The organism is Nocardiopsis tropica (assembly GCF_042660575.1).
GTDB classification, from domain to species: Bacteria; Actinomycetota; Actinomycetes; order Streptosporangiales; family Streptosporangiaceae; genus Nocardiopsis; species Nocardiopsis tropica.
This window is the reverse complement of sequence record NZ_JBHSUF010000007.1, coordinates 33,411-55,889: the sequence shown is the minus strand read 5'-3', so window position 1 is coordinate 55,889 and position 22,479 is coordinate 33,411. Positions and strand designations below refer to the sequence as shown.

Here is a 22,479-nt window from a genome sequence, read left to right as displayed (position 1 = left end):
CCCTAGAACCTGTAGGCGTCCCTGCGGTGGCGGATGGAGTGGATCTCGATCGCGTCCTTGTCCGGTCGGATCCGGTAGACGATCCGATAGGTCCCCCTCCGGGCCGAGTGCAGGCCGGCGAAAGGCTCGTCGAGGGGTTTTCCGACCCGCCAGGGGTTCGTCCTCAAGGGCCCGTTGACGAATTCGTACGCGGCTGACGCCACGGCCTCGGGAAGTTCCTCGGCGAGGGCACGCCTGGCAGGACCCAGGTAGACGACCCTCACGCCCGGGGATCCCTGCCCAGGCGTGCCCCCATCAGCTCGGCCATGTCCTCCTCGGTGGTGAACTCCCCGGACTCGGCGGCCTCGGCGAGGTCCCTCCTGGTCTCGGGGTCGGAGAGGATGCTCAGTGTCTCCATCAGGGAGTCGTACTGGGCCACGGACATCATGACGACCGCGGGGCGGCCGTTCTTCGTGAACGTGTAGTCGGCGTGTTCGCGCTGTGCGCGATCAGCGAGCTCGGCGATCCTGGCCTTGGCCTCGGTGATCGGAATGGTCTCCATTCTGGTCATTATAATGGCCATTTGTGTTCGCGTCCACGTACTCAGGGAACCGTGATGCCTACAGGCGGCTCGAACGCGCGGACCGGCGGCACCGGGCCGGTGAACGGCTCCACCCTCACCCGCACCGTCTGCCCCGTGCACCCCTGGCTCAGCCGTGACGTCCCCACGTCCTCCGTCAGCGCGTTCGGGTTCCCGTGCGCGCACGTCACGCCCGGCGCCGACGGGTCGTACCAGGCGCCGGTGGACAGCTGCACCACGCCCGGCCTCAGTGCGTCGCTCACCACCACGCCCGCCAGGCACGACCCCCGGCCGCTCGACACCCGCACCACGTCGCCGTCGGCGACGCCGCACGCCCGTGCGTCCTCGGGGCCGATCCGCAGCGGCGAGCGCCCCCCGACCTTCTGCGACATGCTGTGCGCGCCCATGTCCTGCTGGCTGTGCAGCCTCCCGCTGGGCTGGTTCGCGAGCAGCACGAGCGGGAACCCGTCGTCCGCGCCGTCCACGGCCGGCCCCGGCAGCCACACCGGGTGCCCCGGGCAGTCCTCGTACCCGAACGACGCGATCGTCTCCGAGAACAGCTCGATCCGCCCGCTCGGCGTCCGCAGGGGCCTGCCCTCCGGGTCGGCCCGGAACTCGCCCAGGAGCGCCTCGTCCTCCACCCGGCCGGGCATCTCCACCCGCCCGCGCTCCCAGAACTCCTCGAACCCCGGCACCTCCGCGCCGTGCCTGGCCACCAGGGACCGCCACCGCTCGTAGACCGACCTCATCCACTGGGCGCTGGTCCGCCCCTCCGTGAACTCCTCGCGCAGCCCGAGCCGCCCGGCCAGGTCGGCGTACGTGTCGTACTCGTCGCGCGCCTGCCCGTGGGGGGACACCGCCCGCGGCATGGCCCGCACGCTCAGGTCGCCCTTGCTGGCCGTCAGGTCGTCGCGTTCCAGCACCGTCGTCGAGGGGATGACGATGTCGGCGTGCCGGGCCGTCGCCGTCCAGTGCGTCTCGTGGACCACCACCGTCTCCGGCCTGCCGAACGCCCCGGTCAGCCGCTCCAGGTCCTGGTGGTGGTGGAACGGGTTGCCGCCCGCCCAGTACACCAGCCGCACGTCCGGGTACCGGCGCTCCTCGCCGTCGAAGTCGTACCGACCGCCCGGCTCCAGCAGCATGTCGGCGATCCGCGCCACCGGGATCGACGAGTCGACGGGGTTGGCGCCCTGCGGCATCCTGGGCAGGCCCATCGGGGTCGAACCGCCCCCGTAGTTGCCCATCGACCCGTACCCCGACGCGAAACCCGCTCCCGGCAGCCCCACCTGTCCCAGGCAGCACGCCAGCGCCAGACCGGCCCACAGCGGCTGCTCGCCGTACCGGGCGCGCTGCACCGACCAGCCCACGTTGACGAGCGTGCGCTTCTCCGCCATGCGCCGTGCCAGCGTCCGCAGCTCGCCGGCCGGGACCCCGCTGATCCGCTCGGCCCACTCGGGCGAGCGCTCCACCCCGGGCCGGTCGCCGCGCTCGTCGCGTTCCCCCAGCACGTAGGAGCGCAGCACGTCCGCGCCGACCGTGTACCGGTCCAGGAAGCGGGTGTCGGCCAGCCCCTCCGTGAACAGGACGTGCATCAGGGCGAGCATCACCGCCGTGTCGGCGCCCGGCGGGATCGACACCCATTCGGCCTTGACGTCCTCGGGGGTGTCGTCGAACAGCGGCGACACCGACACGAACTCCACCCCCGCCTCCGAGGCGGCCCGCATCTCCGGACCGGCGGTCTGGGCCGCCCGGCCCCCCGAGGTCGTCCACGTGTTGGACAGCCGCAGCCCGCCGAAGGTCACCAGCAGCTCTGTGTGCTCGCGGATCTGCGTCCACGCCGGCGCGCGGTGCAGCAGCCGGTTCGCGGCGGGGGTGCCGATGATCCTGGGGAACAGCACCTCGACGGCGCCGTGGCTGTAGGTGGCGACCGACCGCGTGTACCCGCCGATCGTGTTGAGGAAGCGGTGCAGCTGGCTCTGCGCGTGGTGGACGCGCCCGGCGCTGCCCCACCCGTACGAACCGCCGAAGATCGCCGCGTTGCCGTGCTCCGTGCGCACCCGGTCGAGCTCCGCCGCCAGCAGGTCCAGGACCGTGGCCCATTCGACCTCGACGTAGTCGTCGTCCGGGGCGCCGCGGTGCGGGTCGGGGCCCGGGCCGCGCTCCAGCCACCGGCGGCGCACCGCGGGACGGGCCACCCGGGACGCGTGGTGCTGGGCCGCGGGGGTGTTGGCCATCACGGGGGAGGGCGCCGGGTCGTCGGGGTCGGGGCGGACGCCGACGACCCGGTCGTCCTCGACGACCACCTGGTAGCTGCCCCAGTGGGCACTCGTCGGACGCAGCGTGGCGGACATGGTCACTCTCCCTCGGTCACTCCGGCCCCACCGGGGGACCCGTCTCTCACTCTACGCACGCGCAGGTGGGATGATGGGCCCCGCGACCCGTGGACGGCGGCGCCGGGAGCGGCTCCGCCGCGGGGGCGCGCACACAGGCACGGTCGAGCGGAACAGGGACGGCGATGGGCGAACTCAGGTCGCGGCGGTCGGTACTCGCGGTCCCGGGGTCCAACCCCAGGTTCGTGGACAAGGCGAGGGGCCTCGGCACCGACGCCTTCTTCCTGGACCTGGAGGACGCGGTCGCCCCCTCGGAGAAGGAGGCCGCCCGCGGCACGGTCGTCCGCGCCCTCACCGAGGGCGGCTGGGACGGACGGGTCAGGTCGGTCCGCGTCAACGACACCACCACGGAGTGGGCCTACCGCGACGTCATCGCCGTCGTGGAGGGCGCCGGGGCCGACCTGGACTCGATCGTCCTCCCCAAGGTCACCGCGGCCCGCGACGTCGAGTGGCTCGACACCCTGCTCACCCAGATCGAGCGCGCCGTCGGCCTCCCGGTCGGCCGCATCGGCATCGAGGCGCAGATCGAGGACGCGCGCGGCCTCGTGAACGTCGACTCGATCGCCGCGTCCTCGCCCCGCCTGGAGTCCCTGGTCTACGGCCCCGCCGACTTCATGGCCTCCATCACCATGAAGAGCCTGGTCGTGGGCGAGCAGCCGCCCGGCTACGACACCGGCGACGCCTACCACTACGTGCTCATGCGCATCCTCACGGCCGCGCGCGCCAACGGCGTCCAGGCCATCGACGGCCCCTGCCTCCAGATCCGCGACGTGGACGCCCTCCGCCGCTCGGCCGGGCGCACCGCCGCCCTGGGCTACGACGGCAAGTGGGTCCTGCACCCGCTCCAGGTGGAGGCCGCCAACGAGGCCTTCTCCCCCTCCCAGGAGGACTACGACCACGCCGAGCTGGTCCTGGACGCCTACGCGCACGCCACGACCGTGGACCGCCGGGGCGCCGTCATGCTCGGCGGGGAGATGCTCGACGAGGCCTCCAGGAAGATGGCGCTCGTGGTCGCGGGCAAGGGCCGGGCGGCCGGGCTGGAGAGGACCCGCGCGTTCGTCCCCGGGTCCTGACCGGCGGAAGCTCTGACACGCGCCCCACCCGCCTCTTACCGCCTTCTCACCCGGATAGGGAACCATGGGCGCCATGGAAGCCACCGCCACGGTCCTGGTCGCCGACGACGACCGCGCGATCAGGGACTCACTGGAACGCGCCCTCCAACTGGAGGGCTACAGCGTCCGGACGGTCGCGGACGGGGTCCAGGCGCTCGCCGCGGTGCACGCCGACCCCGTCGACCTGCTCGTCCTCGACGTGATGATGCCCGGCGTGGACGGGCTGGGGGTGGCCAGGGTGCTGCGGGCCGAGCACGACCGCACGCCCATCCTCATGCTCACCGCCCGCGTGGAGACGCCCGACCGGGTGGCGGGGCTGGACGCGGGGGCCGACGACTACCTCGCCAAGCCGTTCGAGCTGGACGAGCTCCTCGCCCGGCTGCGGGCCCTCCTGCGCAGGGCCGCGCCCGTTCCCGAGGACACCGCCGACGAGGGCCCCCTGCGGGCGGGGGAGCTGCGCCTGGACCCGCGCGCCCGCCGGGTGTGGCGCGGCGAACGCGAGATCGAGCTGTCCAAGACCGAGTTCGACCTCCTCGAGCTCCTCATCCGCAACACGGGGATCGTCCTGGACCACGCCACCATCTACGACCGCATCTGGGGCTACGACTTCGGTCCGGAGTCCAAGAACCTCGCCGTCTACATCAGCTACCTCCGCCGCAAGCTGGAGGACGGTGGCCCGCCGCTCATCCAGACCGTGCGCGGAGTCGGGTACACGCTCCGCCCGCAGGGGTGACGGGCGTGCGAACGCCCGCCGCCGACGGCCGCGGGGACGGCGCCGGTCCGGACGTGCCGGGCCCCGGGGCCGCCGGCGCCCACGCCGCCCTCCCGTGGCGCGGCGGCGTGGTGCTCAACCCGCGCGGCTGGCGGCTGGGAACCCGCTTCGCGGTCATCTTCGCGCTGGTGGCCACCGTGATCATCGCCCTGGTCGGCACCCTGGCCTACACCACCGCCGCCGCCCTCATCCGCGCCGACGTCAGGAACGGGTTCGAGAGCACCGTCGCCGACCTGTCCGACAAGCTCGTCGAGATCCACGGGCAGGAGGGCGGCGGGCCCTCCGCCGGCCCCATCCCGTTCCTGTCCAGCGACAACCTCCAGGTGCAGCTCCTCGGCCCCGACGGCCGCCGCACCGTCAGCGTCGAGGACCCCGCCGAGGTCGTCTTCTTCACCCCCTCCGACGCGGACATGGAACTGGCCGCGACGGCCAGGCCGGGCGTCGTCGACATGCGCGAGCAGTCCATCGAGGGGCAGGCCTACCGGATGGCCACGGTCTCCGTCGGCGACGGCGCCGGAGCCCTGCAGCTCCTCCAGCGGCTGTCGCCCACCGAGCTGATGCTCGACCGCCTCGCCACCCAGATCCTGTGGGTGGGCCTGCTCGTCGCCCTCTGCGCCGCGGCGGTGGGCTGGCTGGTCGGCCACCGCACCACCGGGCGCCTCGTCCGCCTCACCGACGCCGCGGAGTACGTCAGCTCCACGGGCCGCCTCGACCCCGTCGGGCCCGGCGACGCGCACGAGGAGGGCAACCACGACGAGGTCGACCGCCTCGGCAGCGCCTTCAACGCGATGCTCGCCCGCCTGGCCAGGTCCAAGGAGGAGCAGCGCCGACTCGTCCAGGACGCCGCGCACGAGCTCCGCACCCCGCTCACCAGCCTCTACACCAACGTCCAGGTGCTGGGGAGGGTGGACCGGCTCAGCCCCGAGGCGCGGGAGAGCCTCATCGACGACCTGCGCGGGGAGACCCGCGAGCTCACCGCGCTCGTCAACGAGCTGGTCGGACTCGCCACCGGCGACCACGAGGACGAGGCGATGCGCGCGGTCCCCCTGAGGGAGGTCGTCGACAGGGTCGCCGAGCGCACCCGCAGGCGCACCGGGCGGGACATCGTCGTGGACGCCGACGACAGCGTGGTGTGGGGGCGCCCCGGCTCCCTGGAGCGGGCCGTCGCCAATCCGGTGGAGAACTCCGCCAAGTTCGACCCCGACGGCACCGCGCCCATCGAGATCCGCGTCCGGGCGGGCGCGGTCGAGGTACTGGACCGCGGCCCCGGCATCGACCCGGAGGAGCTGGGCCGCGTCTTCGAGCGCTTCTACCGCGCCACCGTCGCCCGGGGCCTGCCCGGCTCCGGGCTCGGACTGTCCATGGTGAAGGAGATCGCCCAGGCCCACGGCGGCCGGGTGTTCGCCCGCAACCGCGAGGGGGGCGGCGCCGCCATCGGGTTCCAGCTGCCGGAGCACGGGCCCGGGGGGCCGGAGGCTCCGCCGGGCTGAGGGTGCGGGGCCTGCCGGGGCGCCGCCTCCCGCGGGCGGACCGGGAGCGGGACGGCGGGGCCCCGGGCCCGTGTCCCGGGGGCGCCGCTCCGCGGTGGGCGGTCCCGCGTGGCCGCGCCGGTCCGGGCCCCTCCTCCGGGGCGGGCGGTTCGGCGCCGCCGTCAGCCGCTCAGGACGGCCCCGGCCGCGGCGGACGCCGGGACCGCCGTTCCCTCCGCTGCCTCCAGGTAGATCCGCTCGAACCGCTCCAGGGAGTCCTCCAACCGGTGCCGCGAGGCCATCGCCCGGCTGTGCTCGCCCATCCTCAGGCGCCCGCCCTCGTCCGCGACCACGTCCTCGATCCTCGCGGCCAGCTCCTCAGGGCTGCCCGGCCGGTACAGGTACCCGTTGCGGCCCTCCTCCACCAGGTGCGGCAGCGCCATGGCGTCCGCCGCCACCACCGGCAGGCCGCTCGCCATCGCCTCCAGGGTCGCGATGCTCTGGAGTTCGGCGACGCCCGCGATCGCGAACACGTCCGCGCACCGGTACACGTCGGGCAGGTCCTCCTGCGACACGAAACCCAGGAACACCACCCGGTCCGCCACGCCCTCGGCCACGGCCAGCTCCTCCAGGCTCCGCCGGTACGCGCCGTGCCCGGCCAGCAGCAACTGGGCGGAGGCCGTCCGCGCGGTCGCCCGCACCAGTTCCTCGGCGCGCTTCTCCTCGTCCAGCCGGCCCACGAACAGCACCGTCGTCCGGTCGGGGACGCCCAGCCGCGCGCGCAGCCGCCGCTTGGACGCCGCCCCGCCGTCCAGGGGGCTGAACCCTGCCAGGTCGACCCCGCAGGACACCGGCTCGACCGGCTTGGCGAACCCCTGCTCCCGCAGCAGCCCGGCCGCCGCGGGCGTCGGGGTCGTCACGTGTTCCGTCCGGGACAGCACGGCGCCCAGGTCCCACCAGGCGATCCGGGCGGCGTACGGGCGCAGCGGCCCGGGAACGCGCACGTAGTCGAAGAGGTTCTCCGGCATGAAGTGGTTGGTCGCGACCACGGGGACGCCCCTGGCGCGGGCCGCCGCGGCCAGCATCCGGCCGACGAGGAAGTGGTTCTGGATGTGCACCGCGTCCGGCTCCAGCCGGTCCAGCAGCAGGTCCAGGTGCCCGCGCACCCCCAGGGGGACAGCGAGGCGCACGCTGTCGTGGACGAGGGAGGACATCGAGCGGAGCCTGTGCTCGACCACCCCGTCCCGTTCGACCGTGCGGGGCGAGCCCTCCGGGGAGGGGCACACGACGTGCACCCGGGCGCCGCGCCCGGCCAGGCCGCGGGCGAGGCGCTCGGTGAAGTAGGCGGCGCCGTTCACGTCCGGGGGGTAGGTGTCGGTGCCGATCAGCACCCGGGGCCGGCGCTCCGGGCCGCCGGCCGGCCGGGGAGGGGGCGCCGTCGTGGGGGAGGCTGAAGCGAAGGACGTGGACATGGACCGGATCTCCTGGCTGTCGGGTCGCCGCGTACGCACGAGTGTGACCCACCCGCGTTGACCGTCGCCGACCTTCCGGTGACGGAGGGGCGACCGCTCAGGTAGCACACGGCGCAGAGAAGGATACTCTGCGTGTTCACCCGTGTGCGCAAGCGCACCGTGATGTGGCCGATCGGTGATCTCCGCCGGACCCGGGAGGGCGGGGCCCGGGGACCCCGGGGGCCGGGGCGGTGGCCGCCCGCGGACGGCGCGGCGCGGCGGGGCGGGGCGGGAACGGCGACGGGGCGGCCCCGGGCCGAGAGCCCGGGACCGCCCCGTGGAGAGGGACCGCGACCGCGTCCGGTCAGTTGCCCCCGTCCTGCTCCGCCTCGTTCTCGACGGACTCCGAGCTCTGCTCGCCGAGTGTGACGGCCACGTCCTGGGGGGAGCCGCTGCCGCCGGACACCACCCCGAAGGTGACCTCCTCGCCCGGCTGCCGGGAGCGGATCTCGGCGATCAGCTGGTCCGGCGTCGTGACGGCCCGGCCGTCCACGGACACCACCACGTCGCCCGCCGACAGGCCGGCCTCGTCCGCGGCGCCGCCCTCGACCACCTCGACGACCTCGGCCCCGCCGCCGCGGCTGTTGGTGATGGTGGCCTCGATGGCCGGGTAGCTCGCGCTGCCGTCCTCGATCAGCTGCTCGGCGATGGGACGGGCCTGGTTGACCGGGATGGCGAAGCCCAGGCCCACGGAACCGCTGTCCTGGGAGATCCCCGCGATCGCGGTGTTGATGCCGATCACCTCGCCGGCCATGTTCACCAGCGGGCCGCCCGAGTTGCCGGGGTTGATCGCCGCGTCCGTCTGGATCGCGTTGATCACCGTCGAGGTCTGGCCGTTGCCGTTCTCGGTGGCGCCCGTGTTCACCGGCCGGTTCAGGGCGCTCACCACGCCCGTGGTGACCGTCCCGGACAGGCCCAGCGGGGAGCCGATCGCGACCACGTCCGCGCCCACGCCGACCTGCTCGGAGTCGCCGAGGGTGGCCGGTTCGAGGTCGTTGCGCCCCTCGGCCTGGATGACCGCGATGTCGGAGACCGTGTCGGCGCCCAGCACCTCGGCGGGGGCGGAGGTCCCGTCGTTGAACAGCACCTCCAGCGGGCCGCCCCCGGACGCCTCCACCACGTGCGCGTTCGTGAGGATCTGGCCGTCGGAGGAGATGACCACGCCGCTGCCGCCGCCGTTGGCGGTCTGGATCGACACCACGCTCGGCAGGACGCTCTCGGCGACCTCGCCGACCGCCCCCTCCGTGGGCGTGCTGCCCTGCTCGCCCGTCAGGGAGCTCACCGGGGAGCCCAGGCCGTTCGGGAAGAGGTAGGCGGTGCCCAGGGCCGCGGCCGGACCGACGATCAGGCTCGTGACCAGCGCGGTCACGGCGGCGATCGTCACGACCCGCCCGCCCCGCTTCTTGCCGCCGTCGGCCGCGGGGCCGGGCGCGGCAGCGCCGTACGGGGGGTGGCCGTGGCCGCCCGGACCGAAGCCCGAGCCGTCGCCGAACGGGGGCGGGCCGCCGGGCCCGCCCGGAGCGCCCGGACCGCCGGGCGCCCCCGGGCCGTTCGGGCCGCCGGGTCCCTGCGGACCGCCGTACGGACGGCCGGGGCCGGCCTGGTGCGCGGCGAACTGGTCGGGCGGGCCGCCCGCCGGACCGCCGGGGCCGCCGACGTGCGGCGGGAACGTGTACGAGGCGCGGTCCGCCTCGTTGGGGCCCGTGGCCCACCGCGGGGCGTGCTCCGGCGGGGAGAAGCGCGGACCGGTTCCGGTCACGTGCGCCCCCGCGTGCTGCACGGGGTGTCCGGGGTGGGCCGTGCCCGGGTGCTCCCCGTACCCCCCGTGCGGCAGGGGCCGCTGCTCCGCCGCGAACGGCGGGCCCGCGTGACCCTCCGCCTGCGCGGGCCGCCCCTCGGCGTCCTCCGGGCCGGCGGTCCCCGTTCCGGCGTCCTCCGGCCCGGGGGCCCCGGACCCGCTGCCCTCGGCCGCCTGCGGCGCGGACGACCGGTCCTCGTACCCGGCGGGAATGCCCCCGCGCTCCCCGCCGGGCACGGGCTCGTGCGCCCCGCCGTCGGCGGAGGAGTGTCCCTGACCGGACGGCACCTGCTGGTCGGTCGGCTCGGCGGGGAGGCGGGCGTTCCCGGCCGCCGCACCGGGCTCGGTACCTGTACTCGGTTCGTTGGGGTTCAACTCATCCTCCGACTGGCGGGACGATGTCTAGTGGACGGGATCCATCATGCGCCGCATGGGTTAGAACAGGGTGAGAGCCCGATATACCAGGGTTTCGAGTCCGTGCCGGGGGGCGGCGGACCGGATGCCGGCGGGGACGCGCGCTCCCCGGGCCGCCTCCGCGGGGGCCGGACCCAGCGGCCCTCGGAGCTCCCGTGCCTGCAAGAACCTTATGCACCACAATGTCCGGAACAATACCGCGCCGGGGCTCCGGCTACACGTGAGAAGGGCCGACCTTGATCAAGATCGTGCTGGCCGATGACGAACACCTCGTCCGAGGGGCCATCGCGGCCCTCCTCGGCCTGGAGGAGGACCTGGAGGTCGTCGCGCAGGTGGGCCGCGGCGACCAGGTGGTCGACGCGGTCCTCGGACACGGCGCCTCCATCGCCGTCCTGGACATCGAGATGCCCGGCGGCACCGGCCTCGAGGTCGCCGCACAGCTCAAGCAGAGCGCGCCCGGTTGCGGCGTCGTCATCCTCACCAGCTTCGGCCGCCCCGGCTACCTGCGCCGGGCCCTCGCCTCGGGTGCGCGCGGGTTCCTCGCCAAGGACGCCCCGGTCGACCAGCTCGCGGGCGCCATCCGGCGCGTGCACGGGGGAGGGCGCTACATCGACACCGACCTCGCGGCCGCCGCGATGGTCGGAGGGGAGAGCCCCCTGACCGACCGCGAGGCCGAGGTGCTCCGCGCCGCGTCCGACGGGGCCACCGTCGCCAGGATCGCCGCCGCCCTGCACCTGACCGAGGGGACGGTCCGCAACTACCTCTCCAACGCCATCGGCAAGACCGGTGCGGACAACCGCATGTCGGCCATCCGCACGGCGCAGGACATGGGCTGGCTGTGACGGGGAGCCCGGTCCCCGTCACAGGAAGCGCAGCACCAGCATGGCCGTGTCGTCCGTGTGGCCGCCCGGCGCGTACTCCTCCAGCTCGCGGTCGATCCGGCTGATGACCGCCTGCGCGGTCAGGCCGGAGCACCCGGAGAAGATCTCCAGCAGACCCTCGTCGCCGAGCATGTCCGTGTTGCTGCGCCGCTCGGTGACGCCGTCGGTCACCGCGAGGACCACCTCGCCGGGACGGATGTCGACGCTCTCCGTGGTGAAGCCCACGTCCTCGAACGCCCCCAGGAGGGGCTGCGACATCCCGAAGTTCTCGACCTCGCCCTTCTGGTTGAGCCGCATCGGGAGGGGATGGCCCGCGGACACCATCCGTACGCGCATCCCTCCGCCCTCGTCGGTGGCCGGGGTCATCTCCCCGTAGAGCATGGTGAGGAAGCGGGTGGAGGTGTTCTCGTCCAGGATCGCCATGTTCAGCCGCTGCATGATGTGCGACGGGGTGAACCCCTCCTTGGCCAGGGCGCGCAGGGTGTGCCGGGCCAGGCCGGTCACCGCCGCGGCCTCCGGTCCGGTCCCGCACACGTCGCCGATGGCGAAGCACCAGCGGCCGCTCGCGGCGAACACGTCGTAGAAGTCGCCGCCGACCTGGTTCTTCTCGTCCGCGGGGCGGTAGAACACCGCGTGGTCCACGCTCGGGATCACCGGCTCCTTCTCCTTCGCGGGAAGGAGGCTGCGCTGGAGGGCGCTGCTCATCGCCGCCTGCTTCTCGTGCAGGCGGGCGTTCTCCATGGCGGAGGCCACGCGGCGGCTGAGGTCGTCCGCTACGTCGACCTCCTCGCGGGTGAAGTCGTCCGCCTCGTTCTTGCCGATCGTCATCCGGCCGAGCGCGCGGCCGTGCGCCACCAGCGGGATGCTGATCGCGGGACCGCTGGCCAGCTCGCGGACCAGCTGCTCGTCGAGCCCCTCCTCGGCGAGCTCGGCGGGCGACCACAGGGGCTGCGGCTCGCGCTGCTCCCGCGGCGGCAGCCCGGTCAGCAGGGCGCGCAGGACGTCGTTGTAGTTCTCGTCCCCGTGCACCACGTGGGTGAGCTGGGAGCCGCCCAACTCGTTGATGGTGTGGATGGAGCACCACCGGCCCAGTCGGGAGGTGATCAGCTGGGCGGCGAGCGCGCCCGTCATCCGCTCGTCCAGCGTGCCCGCGAGCAGGTCGCTGGCCTCGGCCAGGAAGCTCAGCGACGCGCGCCGGTTGAGCTCGACCTCGGCCAGGCGCGAGCGCTCCACCGGAAGCGCGATGAGGTCCGCGCCCTCCTGGAGCTTCCTGGCGGCGGACGGACCGAAGTGCCTGGCCCGCCTGGAGGCGACCCCGAGCAGGCCGGCCACCCGGCCGTCCACGATCAGCGGCGCCGTCACCAGCGAGCGCATCCCCGCCCGCGACAGGCGGCCGCGCCCGGTGCGGGCGATCATCAGGTCGTCGTTGATCACCGCGCCGGGCTCGGGCGCGGCGGACGGGAAGGTCTCCTCGGTGCGCACGCGCAGCGGCCGCCACGGCGCCCCGCCCGGGGTCAGCCCGACGGCGGCGCGCACCTCCCACATGGTCTCGTCGGAGGTCGCCAGCGTGATGTAGGCGGCATCGCCGCCCAGGGCGGTCGCCGCGTACTCCACGGTGCGCTCCAGCAGCTGCGGCAGGGTCAGCCGCGAGCCGAGGGCGGCGTCCAGCGCCGACCACGGCGCGGGGCGCACCTGACGGGCCGGACCGCGCCGCACCTGGGGCGACTCCAGCGAGGGGTGCTCGCCGGGGGCGTCCTCGATCCGGAACCACACCGCCTTGTCGTTGCGCCCGTAGCTCACGCCCCAGCTGGACGCGATCGCGGACGCCAGGGCCAGCCCCAGCCCGCCGCTGCGCTCGTCGTCCCTGGACGGCGAGGTGTCCACGGCCAGCGGACCGGCCTGGGGCACGGCGCGCTCGGGCGCGGAGTCGGTGACCATCACCTCGGTCGCGCCCTCGGCCCGGCGCACGGTCACGTCCAGGCTCGACCTCGCGTGGATGACGGCATTGGTCACCAGCTCGCTGACCAGCAGGATCACGTCGTCGAACGGATCGGGGACGCCCCAGGAGAGGAGGGTGTCGTGAACGAACTCACGGGCAGCGGCCGCGGTCTCCGGGGCAGGAGGGAACTCTCGTCGAGCGACCTTCAACGCGTCGTGTGCTGGCAAGCCGTCGGTGTCCTTCGTCGCTGGATACGGGCGAGGGGGTGGTGGTCACTGACACGATACGCGTGCGCCCGCCCTCGGATCCCGGGGTATCGCCCGGAAACCTCCGGACCGGGGGTCGCGCGGTACCGCTCCCCGTGATACCACCACGTCCCCCGGGGCACGGGGGACGGCGCGCTGACCGGCTCGGGGAGGCGGGCGCAGGAACCCAACATGGAGAACCCGCCCGTGCCGCCCACCCCGGCCGGTTAGTGTAAGTCGACACATCCGCTTCTTTCGGGTGGTACTTCGCGCGGGTAGCGTGACGGGGTGTCACCAAGGGTACGCGGGCCACACCGCGGACCCCCCGGACACAGCGGTGACGAGGCAGGTTGAGGAGGGGGTTCGATGCCCGAGGCGGTCAAGGAACTGGTGGCCGACGACCAGCTCGACGAGATTCTGCGTGCCCTGTACCGCATGCGCGACGGCGACTTCAGTGTCCGCCTCCGGAAGCGCGGCAGCGGCACGGTCCGGGAGATCGCCTCCGTCTTCAACGAGGTGGTCGACCACAGCGAGCAGCTGAGCAAGGAGCTCCAGCGGGTCGGCGACGTCGTCCGCGACGAGGGGCGCCTCAACGAGCGCGTCAACGTCAACCCCTCCCGCGGGGCGTGGGGCGAGAGCGCCCAGGCCCTGAACGAGCTCCTGGACGAGGTCGCCGAACCCCTGTCCGAGGTCGCCCAGGTCCTGGACTCGGTCGCGGAGGGCCAGCTGAGCCGCCGCGCCTCCACCGACGGCCGCCGCGGCGAGCTCCGGGGCGACCTGCTCCGCCTGGCCACCACCGTCAACCGCATGGCCGACCAGATGAGCGGGTTCACCGAGGAGGTCACGCGCGTGGCCCGCGAGGTGGGCACCGAGGGCAAGCTCGGCGGCACCGCGCGGGTCGAGGGCGTCTCCGGCGCCTGGCGCGAGGTCACCGAGTCCGTCAACCAGATGGCGTCCCGCCTCACCGTGCAGGTCCGCGACATCTCCGAGGTGACGACGGCCGTGGCCCGGGGTGATCTGAGCAAGAAGATCACCATCGACGTCCAGGGCGAGATGCTCGACCTCAAGGACACCGTCAACACGATGGTGGACCAGCTGTCCACGTTCGCGGACGAGGTCACGCGCGTGGCCCGCGAGGTGGGCACCGAGGGCAAGCTCGGCGGCCGGGCCAACGTGCGCGGCGTGCAGGGCATCTGGAAGGACCTCACCGAGAACGTCAACTCGATGGCGGACAACCTGACCAACCAGGTGCGTGACATCTCACAGGTCACGACGGCGGTGGCCAGGGGCGACCTGACCCAGAAGGTCCAGGTCGACGTGCAGGGCGAGATGCTGGCCCTGAAGAACACCGTGAACACCATGGTCGACCAGCTCGACTCCTTCGCCGACGAGGTCACGCGCGTGGCGCGCGAGGTCGGCACCGAGGGCAAGCTGGGCGGTCGCGCCAACGTCAAGGGCGTGTCGGGCATCTGGAAGGACCTGACCGACAACGTCAACTCCATGGCGAACAGCCTCACCTACCAGGTCCGCAACATCTCCCAGGTGACGACCGCCGTCGCCGCCGGCGACCTCACCAAGAAGATCACCGTGGACGCCCAGGGCGAGATGATGGAGCTGAAGGACACCATCAACAAGATGGTGGACCAGCTCGACTCCTTCGCCAGCGAGGTCACCCGGGTGGCGCGCGAGGTGGGCACGGAGGGCAAGCTCGCCGGGCAGGCCCACGTCCGCGACGTCTCCGGGGTCTGGAAGGACCTGACGGACAACGTCAACTCCATGGCCAACAACCTGACCTACCAGGTGCGGCAGATCTCCATGGTCACGCGCGCGGTCGCGGCGGGCGACCTGACCAAGAAGGTCACGGTCAACGCCAAGGGGGAGATCCTCGAGCTCAAGGACACCATCAACGTGATGGTCGACCAGCTGTCCGCGTTCGCCGACGAGGTCACGCGGGTCGCCCGCGAGGTCGGCACCGAGGGCAAGCTGGGCGGTCGCGCCAACGTCAAGGGCGTGTCCGGCATCTGGAACGACCTCACCGAGAACGTCAACTCGATGTCGCACAACCTCACCACCCAGGTGCGCAACATCTCCGAGGTGACGACGGCGGTCGCGGCCGGAGACCTCACGAAGAAGATCGACGTCAACGCCCAGGGCGAGATCCTGGAGGTCAAGACGACGGTCAACACCATGGTGGACCAGCTGTCGGCCTTCGCCACGGAGGTCACCCGCGTCGCCCACGAGGTGGGCAGCCAGGGGCAGCTGGGAGGCCAGGCCAAGGTCGAGGGCGTCTCGGGCACCTGGAAGCAGCTCACCGACAGCGTCAACGGGCTGGCGGGCAACCTCACCACGCAGGTGCGCGCGATCGCCGAGGTGGCCAGCGCCGTCGCCGAGGGCGACCTGACCCGCAACATCCAGGTCGACGCCCGCGGAGAGATGGAGCAGCTCAAGGACAACATCAACCTGATGGTGTCCAACCTGCGCGAGACCACCGCCACCCAGCGGGACGCCGACTGGCTCAAGTCCAACGTGGCCCGCATCTCCGGCCACATCCAGGGCCACCGCGACCTCAAGGAGCTGGCCCGCCTCATCATGACCGAGGTGACGCCGCTCATCGGCGCGCAGCACGGCGCCTGCTACCTGCCCGAGGCCCAGGACGACGAGGAGAACTTCCTCTTCTACGCGGGGTTCGGCTTCGAGCCGGGCGAGAGCCGCCGCCGCGTCCGCAAGGGCGTCGGACTCATCGGCGAGGCCCTCTCTCAGCAGGTCGAACAGCAGGTGGGCAACATCCCGCCGGGGTACGTCAAGGTCGAGTCCGGCCTGGGCGAGGCCTCGCCCCGCAACCTGTACATCCTCCCGATCGTCTCGGAGGAGCGCGCCCTCGGCGTCGTGGAGTTCGCCTCCTACGGCGAGTTCCGCGAGATCCACAAGAACTTCCTGCGCCAGCTGGTCGCCCTGCTCGGCACGACGATCAACACCATCCTCGCCAACAACCGCACCGAGCACCTGCTGGAGCAGTCCCAGCAGCTCACCAGCCAGCTGCGGGAGCGCTCGAACGAGCTCCAGCGCCAGCAGGAGGAGCTGCGCGGCAAGAACGCCGAACTCCGGCAGAAGGCCACCCAGCTCGCCAACCAGAACAGGGCCATCGAGCTCCAGAACCAGCAGATCCAGCGGTCCAGGAACGCCCTGGAGGAGCGGGCGCACCAGCTCCAGGTCTCCTCCAAGTACAAGTCCGAGTTCCTGGCGAACATGTCGCACGAGCTGCGCACACCGCTCAACAGCCTGCTCATCCTGGCGCGACTGCTCGCCGACAACGGGGAGCAGAACCTCTCGCCCAAGCAGGTCGAGTTCGCCCAGACCATCCACAAGGCGGGCAGCGACCTGCTGCTGCTCATCGACGAGATCCTCGACCTGTCCAAGGTGGAGGCCGGCCGCGCGGAGGTCCAGCCGAGCGAGGTGTCCATCGGACAGCTGGTGGACTACGTCGAGGCGACCTTCCGCCCGGTCACGGGCGAGCAGGGGCTCGCGTTCGCGGTGGACGTGTCGCCGGACATCCCGGGGACGCTGTGGACCGACGAGCAGAGGCTCCAGCAGATACTGCGCAACCTGCTGTCCAATGCCGTCAAGTTCACGCCGCAGGGCGAGGTGCGCCTCCTCATCGAGCCCGCGTGGGCGCTGGAGGACGCCGACCTGGAGATGTTCGAGGAGAACGAGGAGGTCATCGCCTTCACGGTCGCGGACACCGGGATCGGCATCGCCGAGGACAAGCTCCAGGTCATCTTCGAGGCCTTCCACCAGGGCGACGGAGGCACGTCGCGGAGGTTCGGCGGCACGGGCCTCGGCCTGTCGATCAGCCGGAACTTCGCCCGCCTGCTCGGCGGGGAGATCCGGGTGCAGAGCGTCGCGAACCAGGGCTCGACCTTCACACTGCTGCTGCCGGTCCGTCTTCCCGAGGACGCCGGGGACCGGGACGACCAGGCGGTCGGCGTGTCCTCGGTGCCCATGCTGGAGACCGGCCGCGGCGACACCGACCCCGCCCAGGACGCCTTCGGGACCGGGTTCGGGACGGGCGTCCCGATCAACGACGACTTCGCCATGCCGGACGAGGACTTCGACGCGGCGGTGGCCGCCCTCACCGACATCGGCCACGAACCGCTGCCCACCGTCCCGGTGCTCAAGGCGCCCGAGTCGGCCGCACCGGCCGGGGGAGAGGCCGCGGAGGAGCCGAAGGAGGCCGAGGCGCGCACCGACCCCGAGCGGCGCGCCGTCCTGGCCGGCCAGCGGGTCCTCATCGTCGACGACGACGTGCGCAACGTCTTCGCCCTGACGAGCGCCCTGGAGGCGCAGGGGCTGGAGGTGCTCTACGCCGACAACGGCCACGCGGGCATCGCCAGGCTGGAGGCCAACGAGGACATCTCCCTGGTCCTCATGGACGTGATGATGCCGGAGCTGGACGGCAACCAGACGACCCAGCGCATCCGGGAGATGCCGCAGTTCGCCGACCTGCCGATCATCTCGCTCACCGCCAAGGCCATGCAGGGCGACCGCGAGCGCAGCCTCGCGGCGGGCGCCACGGACTACGTGACCAAGCCCGTCGACCTGGACCACCTGCTCGACGTCATGCGGCGCTGGCTCACCGCGGGCCGGGAGGAGACCATCGCCGGAGCGGCGGCCGAGGACGCCGCCGCCGCGGCGGCCTCCGCCGGAACCGGGGCCGACGGCGCGGACGGCACACGGACCGGGCAGAATGGCGCGACGGCCGACGACGGCGACAACACCCGCGCCGGTACCAGGGATAACAACGACCCGAACGGGGACACTGGCACCAGCACCCCGACCGAAGACCTGGAGTAACCCGAAGTGACCCAGAAGGCCAACATCCTTCTCGTCGACGACCGCGACGAGAACCTGATCGCGCTGGAGGCCGCCCTCACGTCCCTCGACCAGAACCTGGTCCGTGCGAACTCCGGGGAGGAGGCGCTCAAGCACCTCCTGGGCACCGACTTCGCGGTCATCCTGCTCGACGTGGTCATGCCGGGGATGGACGGGTTCGAGACCGCCGCCCACATCAAGCAGCGCGAGAAGACCAAGGACGTGCCGATCATCTTCCTGACGGCACAGGAGATCGACCGGCACCAGGTCTTCCGCGGCTACGCGTCGCGCGCGGTCGACTTCCTGCTCAAGCCCTTCGACCCGTGGGTGCTGCGCTCCAAGGTCGAGGTGTTCGTGGAGCTGCACCAGCTCAAGGCGCAGATGCGCGAGCAGGCCCGCGCCCTCCAGCGCGACCTCGGCCAGGAGACCGGGGAGCCGGGCAAGATCCTGGCCGAGCAGCTGGCGCTGCGCTCACGGCAGGTGCAGTCCGACCTCGCCGAACTGCGCGAGCACATCGTCACCAACTACCAGGACGTGGACCAGCCCCTCGTCAACGGCGTGCGCCGGATGGACCGGTCGGTGTCGCAGCTGTCCACACTGGTGGACACCCTGCACGGCCCCGAGTAGCTGTGTTTGCCCTGGGGCTCCGCTTCGCTTTGCCCCGGGGTTCGGGCGCCTTGAGGCCGGTGTGCTTCCTGTGCTTGCTTGGGGGCTCCGCTTCGCCCCGTGTTCGGGCGCCCGGAAGCCGGTGTGCTTCGTCCTCGTCTGCGCCTGTCGCTCGTGCCTCGCTCGCGGCTTGCCCCCTGTTGTTTTTGGGGCTCCGCTTCGCTTTGCCCCGGGGTTCGGGCGCCTTGAGGCCGGTGTGCTTCGTCCTCGTCTGCGCCTGTCGCTCGTGCCTCGCTCGCGGCTTGCCCCCTGTTGTTTTTGGGGCTCCGCTTCGCTTTGCCCCGGGGTTCGGGCGCCTTGAGGCCGGTGTGCTTCGTCCTCGTCTGCGCCTGCCGCTCGTTCCTCGCTCGCGGCTTGACTCGTCCTGCAGCACCCCGGCGGCGCCCTCACGCACAACCCCCTGGGGCGGGGTCGCGTTCTCACTCGCAACCCCCTGGGGCGGGGTCGCGTTCTCACTCGCAACCCCAGGGGCGGGGGAGCGGGATCAGGGGACGGGACGGGGAGGGAGCGCGAGTCCGATGTGCTCGCCGATCTCCTCGATGAGCCCCAGGTCGGCGAGTCGGAAGCTGCTGCGGTTGCTGCGGCGGATCAGGGTGAGCGCGCCGCGCACGCCCCGGCTCCCCCGGAGCGGGACGGAGAGGAGCGACCCGGCCCCGAGCACCGCGAGCAGGGGAGCGCCCGACCCGGCGGAGCCCAGCACCGACTCGTCCTCGATGAGGGGGAACAGCAGGGACTGGCCCCGGCCGAGCACCTCGCCGGGGATCTCGGACCCCCCGGGCGACACTGCCGCGACCTCCTCCCGCACACCGGGCGCCGCGTCGGGGGGACCGGCGACCACGGCGCGCCGGGCGACCCCGGGGTCGGTGGGCAGGTCGCACACGTCCACGACCACCCAGTCCGCGTAGGAGTCGGCGAGCAGTTCGGCGGCGTCCGCGAGGGCGAGCGGCTCCCCCGCCCCGCCGGGCCCCGCGGACCGCAGCAGCAGCCGCGTCATCCTCGTCAGGACGTCCAGCCGACGGGCGGCGAGGACCACCACCTGGTCCTCCACCTCCGGTTCGAGCGGGGACGGGGCCTCCTCCTCGGCGCCGTTCATCGGCGGCGACATCGCCACCAGCACCAGCGGGTTCGGCTCCGTGGGCAGCTCCAGGCGGGTGAGGGTGAGGTGGACGTCCTCCGCCCACCCGCGCTGCGCCAGCCGCGACTCCAGCGAGGCCGGCCCGTCGCCGCGCAGCACGGCCGCGAGCCAGGACTGCATCGCCGCCCTTTTGCGCAGGTCCACGAAGTGGGCGAAGGTCTTCCCGGTGAGGTAGCCCGGTGCGCTGCCCAGCTGGGCGGCCCCCGCGTTGTTGATCCGTCTGATGTACCCCTCGTGGTCCAGCAGCACCACCGGGACGCTGAGCTCCGTGAACACCGCCCGGAGCAGGTTGCGGTCGTCGTCGTTCTGGCGACGCGGCCCGGGCTGGCTGTGGGCGCGGGCCAGCTGCGCCCCCGCGTCGTTGAGCAGGCGTTCCGCGTACTCCAGCTCCGCGAGGGCCGCCTCGGCGGTGCCCTCGGCGTCGTCCGGGTACATCGTGTGCGTGTTGCGGAGGGCGGCTGTTCTCTCACTGAGAGCAGTGGTCTCGCGTTGCAACCCGGCGAGGTTCTCCGACACGCTCAGGGCTCCCGTCGTGGCTGGTCTCTCCCGGATGTCCGGGTCCGTGATCCCCAAGGTTACGGTTAGCGGGTGAGCCCCGGACGCGGAAGGAGGCCCCGCCGTGTGGATCGAACGCCTGGCCCGCGACATCGGTGCGCTGGGACAGGCGGAGAACACCACCCTCGAACGCGCCCTCGACCAGATGAGCAGGGCCGCCGCCTTCGGGGTCCCCGGCTGCTCGGCCGCCCTCGTCGTGCTGTGGCGCGAGGTCGAGGGGGCCGACGGGACGGTCCGCCACGTGGTGACCGACTACGGCGCCTCCCACGCCGACCTCTCCGCCGCCTTCGAGCACCAGTACACGACCGACCAGGGACCGACGGTGGAGGCCGTGCGGGAGATGGCCCGGGTCGGGGTCGCCGACGTGCTCCGCGAACCCCACCGGTGGCCGAGCTACACCGCCATGGCCGTCCAGTGCGGCGACCGCTCCTCCATCACCCTGCCCAGCCTCCTGTCCGGCGACGGCGCCGACGACGACCGCGTGGTCACGTTCGGGGTGCACTCCGGCCGCGCCGACGCCTTCGACGAGCAGGTCGTCGCACCGCTCACCGCACTGCTGGCGGAGCACGCGGCGGCGGCCCTGCACACGGTGGGGCGCCAGGCCGACGTGGCGCGCGAGACCGCGCACATGCGCCGGGCGATGTCCGCGCGCACCTACATCGACCAGGCCAAGGGCATCATCATGCACGCGCGCGGCTGCGACGCGGACACGGCCTTCACCGCGCTGCGGGAGGTCGCCCAGCGCAACCGCAAGCGGGTCGTGGACGTGGCCAGGGACCTGGTCATGGAGAACACGGCGGGTGACGAGTCCCGAGCGTGATCGAAAACCGCCATGATGAGGCTCCGACCCGCAGCGACAAGGAGAAGCGACCGTGACGTCAGACATCTCGATCCGTCGCGAGCATGACGTCGTCGTCGTCACTCCCGTGGGGGAGATGGACGCGGTGACCTCTCCCGGCCTGGCCGACGTCCTGGAGGAGGTCCTGGCCGCCGACCGGCCGCGGGGCGTGGTGGTGGACCTCGCCAAGGTCGGCTTCTGCGACTCCCGCTGCATCGGGGTGCTCGTCGCGGCCTTCCGGCGCGGCCGGGACATGGACGTGGGGTTCGTGGTCGCCGAGCCGCAGCAGCAGGTCAACCGCCTGTTCGTGATAGCCGGCATCGACCAGGTCATCCCGATCGTGCCGAGCACCGACGAGGCGGTCGACTCGCTCAGGGGCTGAGCCCCCCGAGCCCGTCCACGAAGTGCAGCCGTACCGTCGACCCCCCGCCGTCCCCGCTGATCTCCAGGAAGTCGCAGCTCTGGCGGGTGATCCACAGCCCGTACCCGCGCGGGCGCATGCTGTCGGCGGGACGGTAGCCCGCCAACGGGTCGGTGAGGCCCCCGTGCTCGTCGAACACGTCGCACACCCACCGGTCGGGGCCCCGCCAGAGACTGACGGAGCCCTTGCCCGCCCCGTGCTCCAGCACGTTCGCGGCCAGCTCGTTCACGGCCACGACGAGGCTGTCGGCCCGGTGCCGGGCCAGGCCCAGGGACTCGCAGAGCGCGGTCAGCTCACGGCGCAGCCGGGGGAGCGACATCCCGATCTCCAGCCGGTGGACGGGCCCGCCGACCGGCAGGGGGTCCGGCACGGCCGGCAGGGCGCCGAACGCCGCCGTGCCCAGGTAGCCGGGGTTGGGACCGGGCCCGCCCGGGCCCATCAGCGCCGGGTGGGTGGCGCGCACCGCCGCGCGGGCCCTCGGGCCGAGCACCCGCCCGTCGTAGGCGCACAGCAGGCGCAGGCCCAGGGGCGCCAGCGCCGTGCACAGGACCGACTCCAGGCGCAGCCACTCGCGCGTCTCGGTCCCCGAACCTAAGGGGGGCGGTGGCTCCGCCACCAGCGCCACGGGTTCGTGGGTGAGGGTCAGGCGGTGCAGGGCCGCCAGGGTGCGCCCAGGGGCCTCGTAGAGCCCGTCCCTGTCGAGCACGTGGACGCGCGCGCCCTCCGCGGGGGACAGGGACCCGACGAGGGCGGCGGCGCGGGCCCCGGAGACGGCGAGCGCCGCGTGGGCGCCGCCGCCCAGCGCGGACCGCAGCCGCTCCAGGGCCGTGTCGTGGAACCGCCCCTCGCTCTCGAAGAGGAGTCCCTGGTGCTCGAAGGTCATCGGCGCACGGCTCCGCGCCCCG

General features: G+C 72.9%; 16 protein-coding genes. 8 read left to right on the top strand and 8 right to left on the bottom strand.

Annotated features, from left to right (window positions below; genetic code table 11):
- Positions 1 to 2 precede the first annotated feature (2 nt).
- Genes ACFQBR_RS12765 through ACFQBR_RS12755 form a run of 3 tightly spaced genes read right to left on the bottom strand, consistent with a single transcriptional unit; the run spans position 3 to position 2,910 of the window.
- Positions 3 to 263, bottom strand: coding sequence for a type II toxin-antitoxin system RelE family toxin (locus tag ACFQBR_RS12765; RefSeq protein WP_344183219.1), 261 nt, complete (start codon positions 261 to 263; stop codon positions 3 to 5).
- On the bottom strand, positions 260 to 541 hold the full coding sequence (locus ACFQBR_RS12760; RefSeq protein ID WP_344183221.1) for a type II toxin-antitoxin system Phd/YefM family antitoxin: 282 nt from the start codon (positions 539 to 541) through the stop codon (positions 260 to 262). Before ACFQBR_RS12760 ends, ACFQBR_RS12765 begins: the two co-directional genes overlap by 4 nt.
- Positions 542 to 582: 41 nt before the next feature.
- Positions 583 to 2,910 (bottom strand): molybdopterin-dependent oxidoreductase, encoded by a 2,328-nt coding sequence (locus tag ACFQBR_RS12755; protein ID WP_344183223.1) that lies wholly within the window; start codon positions 2,908 to 2,910, stop codon positions 583 to 585.
- A gap of 164 nt (positions 2,911 to 3,074) precedes the next feature.
- Here ACFQBR_RS12755 and ACFQBR_RS12750 point away from each other — a divergent pair, with 164 nt between their 5' ends.
- The 3 genes from ACFQBR_RS12750 to ACFQBR_RS12740 all read left to right on the top strand — a co-directional run bounded on the left by ACFQBR_RS12750 (position 3,075) and on the right by ACFQBR_RS12740 (position 6,323).
- A complete protein-coding gene (locus ACFQBR_RS12750; protein WP_344183225.1) occupies positions 3,075 to 4,022 on the top strand; it encodes an HpcH/HpaI aldolase/citrate lyase family protein in 948 nt (315 codons plus the stop codon).
- A gap of 73 nt (positions 4,023 to 4,095) precedes the next feature.
- Positions 4,096 to 4,794: a response regulator transcription factor gene (locus tag ACFQBR_RS12745; RefSeq protein ID WP_267946628.1), complete on the top strand. Its 699-nt coding sequence runs from the start codon at positions 4,096 to 4,098 to the stop codon at positions 4,792 to 4,794.
- A gap of 107 nt (positions 4,795 to 4,901) precedes the next feature.
- The gene (locus ACFQBR_RS12740) at positions 4,902 to 6,323 is read left to right on the top strand and encodes a sensor histidine kinase (protein WP_344183231.1); all 1,422 of its coding nucleotides are present in this window, start codon (positions 4,902 to 4,904) and stop codon (positions 6,321 to 6,323) included.
- Between the two features lie 161 nt (positions 6,324 to 6,484).
- Here the strand turns inward: ACFQBR_RS12740 and ACFQBR_RS12735 are convergent, their stop codons facing one another.
- Both ACFQBR_RS12735 and ACFQBR_RS12730 read right to left on the bottom strand, forming a co-directional pair.
- The gene (locus tag ACFQBR_RS12735; RefSeq protein ID WP_344183227.1) at positions 6,485 to 7,774 is read right to left on the bottom strand and encodes a glycosyltransferase; all 1,290 of its coding nucleotides are present in this window, start codon (positions 7,772 to 7,774) and stop codon (positions 6,485 to 6,487) included.
- A 343-nt stretch (positions 7,775 to 8,117) separates the two neighbouring features.
- Positions 8,118 to 9,986: a S1C family serine protease gene (locus ACFQBR_RS12730; RefSeq protein WP_378553371.1), complete on the bottom strand. Its 1,869-nt coding sequence runs from the start codon at positions 9,984 to 9,986 to the stop codon at positions 8,118 to 8,120.
- A gap of 275 nt (positions 9,987 to 10,261) precedes the next feature.
- Between ACFQBR_RS12730 and ACFQBR_RS12725 the strand changes: the two genes are divergently transcribed.
- Positions 10,262 to 10,867 carry a response regulator transcription factor gene (locus ACFQBR_RS12725; protein WP_267946625.1) on the top strand — a complete coding sequence of 202 codons (606 nt, stop codon included), beginning with the start codon at positions 10,262 to 10,264 and terminating at the stop codon, positions 10,865 to 10,867.
- A gap of 18 nt (positions 10,868 to 10,885) precedes the next feature.
- Here ACFQBR_RS12725 and ACFQBR_RS12720 read toward each other — a convergent pair whose 3' ends face one another.
- On the bottom strand, positions 10,886 to 13,054 hold the full coding sequence (locus ACFQBR_RS12720; RefSeq protein WP_344182061.1) for a SpoIIE family protein phosphatase: 2,169 nt from the start codon (positions 13,052 to 13,054) through the stop codon (positions 10,886 to 10,888).
- 402 nt (positions 13,055 to 13,456) lie between these two features.
- On the opposite strand from ACFQBR_RS12720, the gene ACFQBR_RS12715 reads away from it, so the two are divergent.
- Positions 13,457 to 17,941, top strand: coding sequence for a HAMP domain-containing protein (locus ACFQBR_RS12715; protein WP_344182032.1), 4,485 nt, complete (start codon positions 13,457 to 13,459; stop codon positions 17,939 to 17,941).
- Positions 17,942 to 17,947: 6 nt separating this feature from the next.
- Positions 17,948 to 18,586 (top strand): response regulator, encoded by a 639-nt coding sequence (locus tag ACFQBR_RS12710; protein WP_267946623.1) that lies wholly within the window; start codon positions 17,948 to 17,950, stop codon positions 18,584 to 18,586.
- Between the two features lie 523 nt (positions 18,587 to 19,109).
- Here ACFQBR_RS12710 and ACFQBR_RS12705 read toward each other — a convergent pair.
- Entirely contained in the window at positions 19,110 to 20,276 is a 1,167-nt protein-coding gene (locus ACFQBR_RS12705; protein WP_344182034.1) for a PAS domain-containing protein, read from the bottom strand.
- 103 nt (positions 20,277 to 20,379) lie between these two features.
- On the opposite strand from ACFQBR_RS12705, the gene ACFQBR_RS12700 reads away from it, so the two are divergent.
- Positions 20,380 to 21,135, top strand: a complete 756-nt coding sequence (locus ACFQBR_RS12700) for an ANTAR domain-containing response regulator (protein WP_267946621.1) — start codon at positions 20,380 to 20,382, stop codon at positions 21,133 to 21,135.
- A gap of 52 nt (positions 21,136 to 21,187) precedes the next feature.
- Entirely contained in the window at positions 21,188 to 21,535 is a 348-nt protein-coding gene (locus ACFQBR_RS12695; protein ID WP_267946620.1) for an STAS domain-containing protein, read from the top strand.
- On the opposite strand, the gene ACFQBR_RS12690 is transcribed toward ACFQBR_RS12695, so the two are convergent.
- The gene (locus tag ACFQBR_RS12690) at positions 21,525 to 22,457 is read right to left on the bottom strand and encodes an anti-sigma factor RsbA family regulatory protein (protein WP_344182036.1); all 933 of its coding nucleotides are present in this window, start codon (positions 22,455 to 22,457) and stop codon (positions 21,525 to 21,527) included. The two genes, ACFQBR_RS12695 and ACFQBR_RS12690, sit on opposite strands and share 11 nt — an antisense overlap.
- Positions 22,458 to 22,479 lie beyond the last annotated feature (22 nt).

Bases quoted from the DNA above. Each gene is read 5' to 3' on its own strand.
- ACFQBR_RS12760 (WP_344183221.1), bottom strand. From the start codon at position 541: ATGGAGACCATTCCGATCACCGAGGCCAAGGCCAGGATCGCCGAGCTC.
- ACFQBR_RS12755 (WP_344183223.1), bottom strand. From the start codon at position 2,910: ATGTCCGCCACGCTGCGTCCGACGAGTGCCCACTGGGGCAGCTACCAG.
- ACFQBR_RS12750 (WP_344183225.1), top strand. From the start codon at position 3,075: ATGGGCGAACTCAGGTCGCGGCGGTCGGTACTCGCGGTCCCGGGGTCC.
- ACFQBR_RS12745 (WP_267946628.1), top strand. From the start codon at position 4,096: ATGGAAGCCACCGCCACGGTCCTGGTCGCCGACGACGACCGCGCGATC.
- ACFQBR_RS12735 (WP_344183227.1), bottom strand. From the start codon at position 7,774: ATGTCCACGTCCTTCGCTTCAGCCTCCCCCACGACGGCGCCCCCTCCC.
- ACFQBR_RS12715 (WP_344182032.1), top strand. From the start codon at position 13,457: ATGCCCGAGGCGGTCAAGGAACTGGTGGCCGACGACCAGCTCGACGAG.
- ACFQBR_RS12690 (WP_344182036.1), bottom strand. From the start codon at position 22,457: ATGACCTTCGAGCACCAGGGACTCCTCTTCGAGAGCGAGGGGCGGTTC.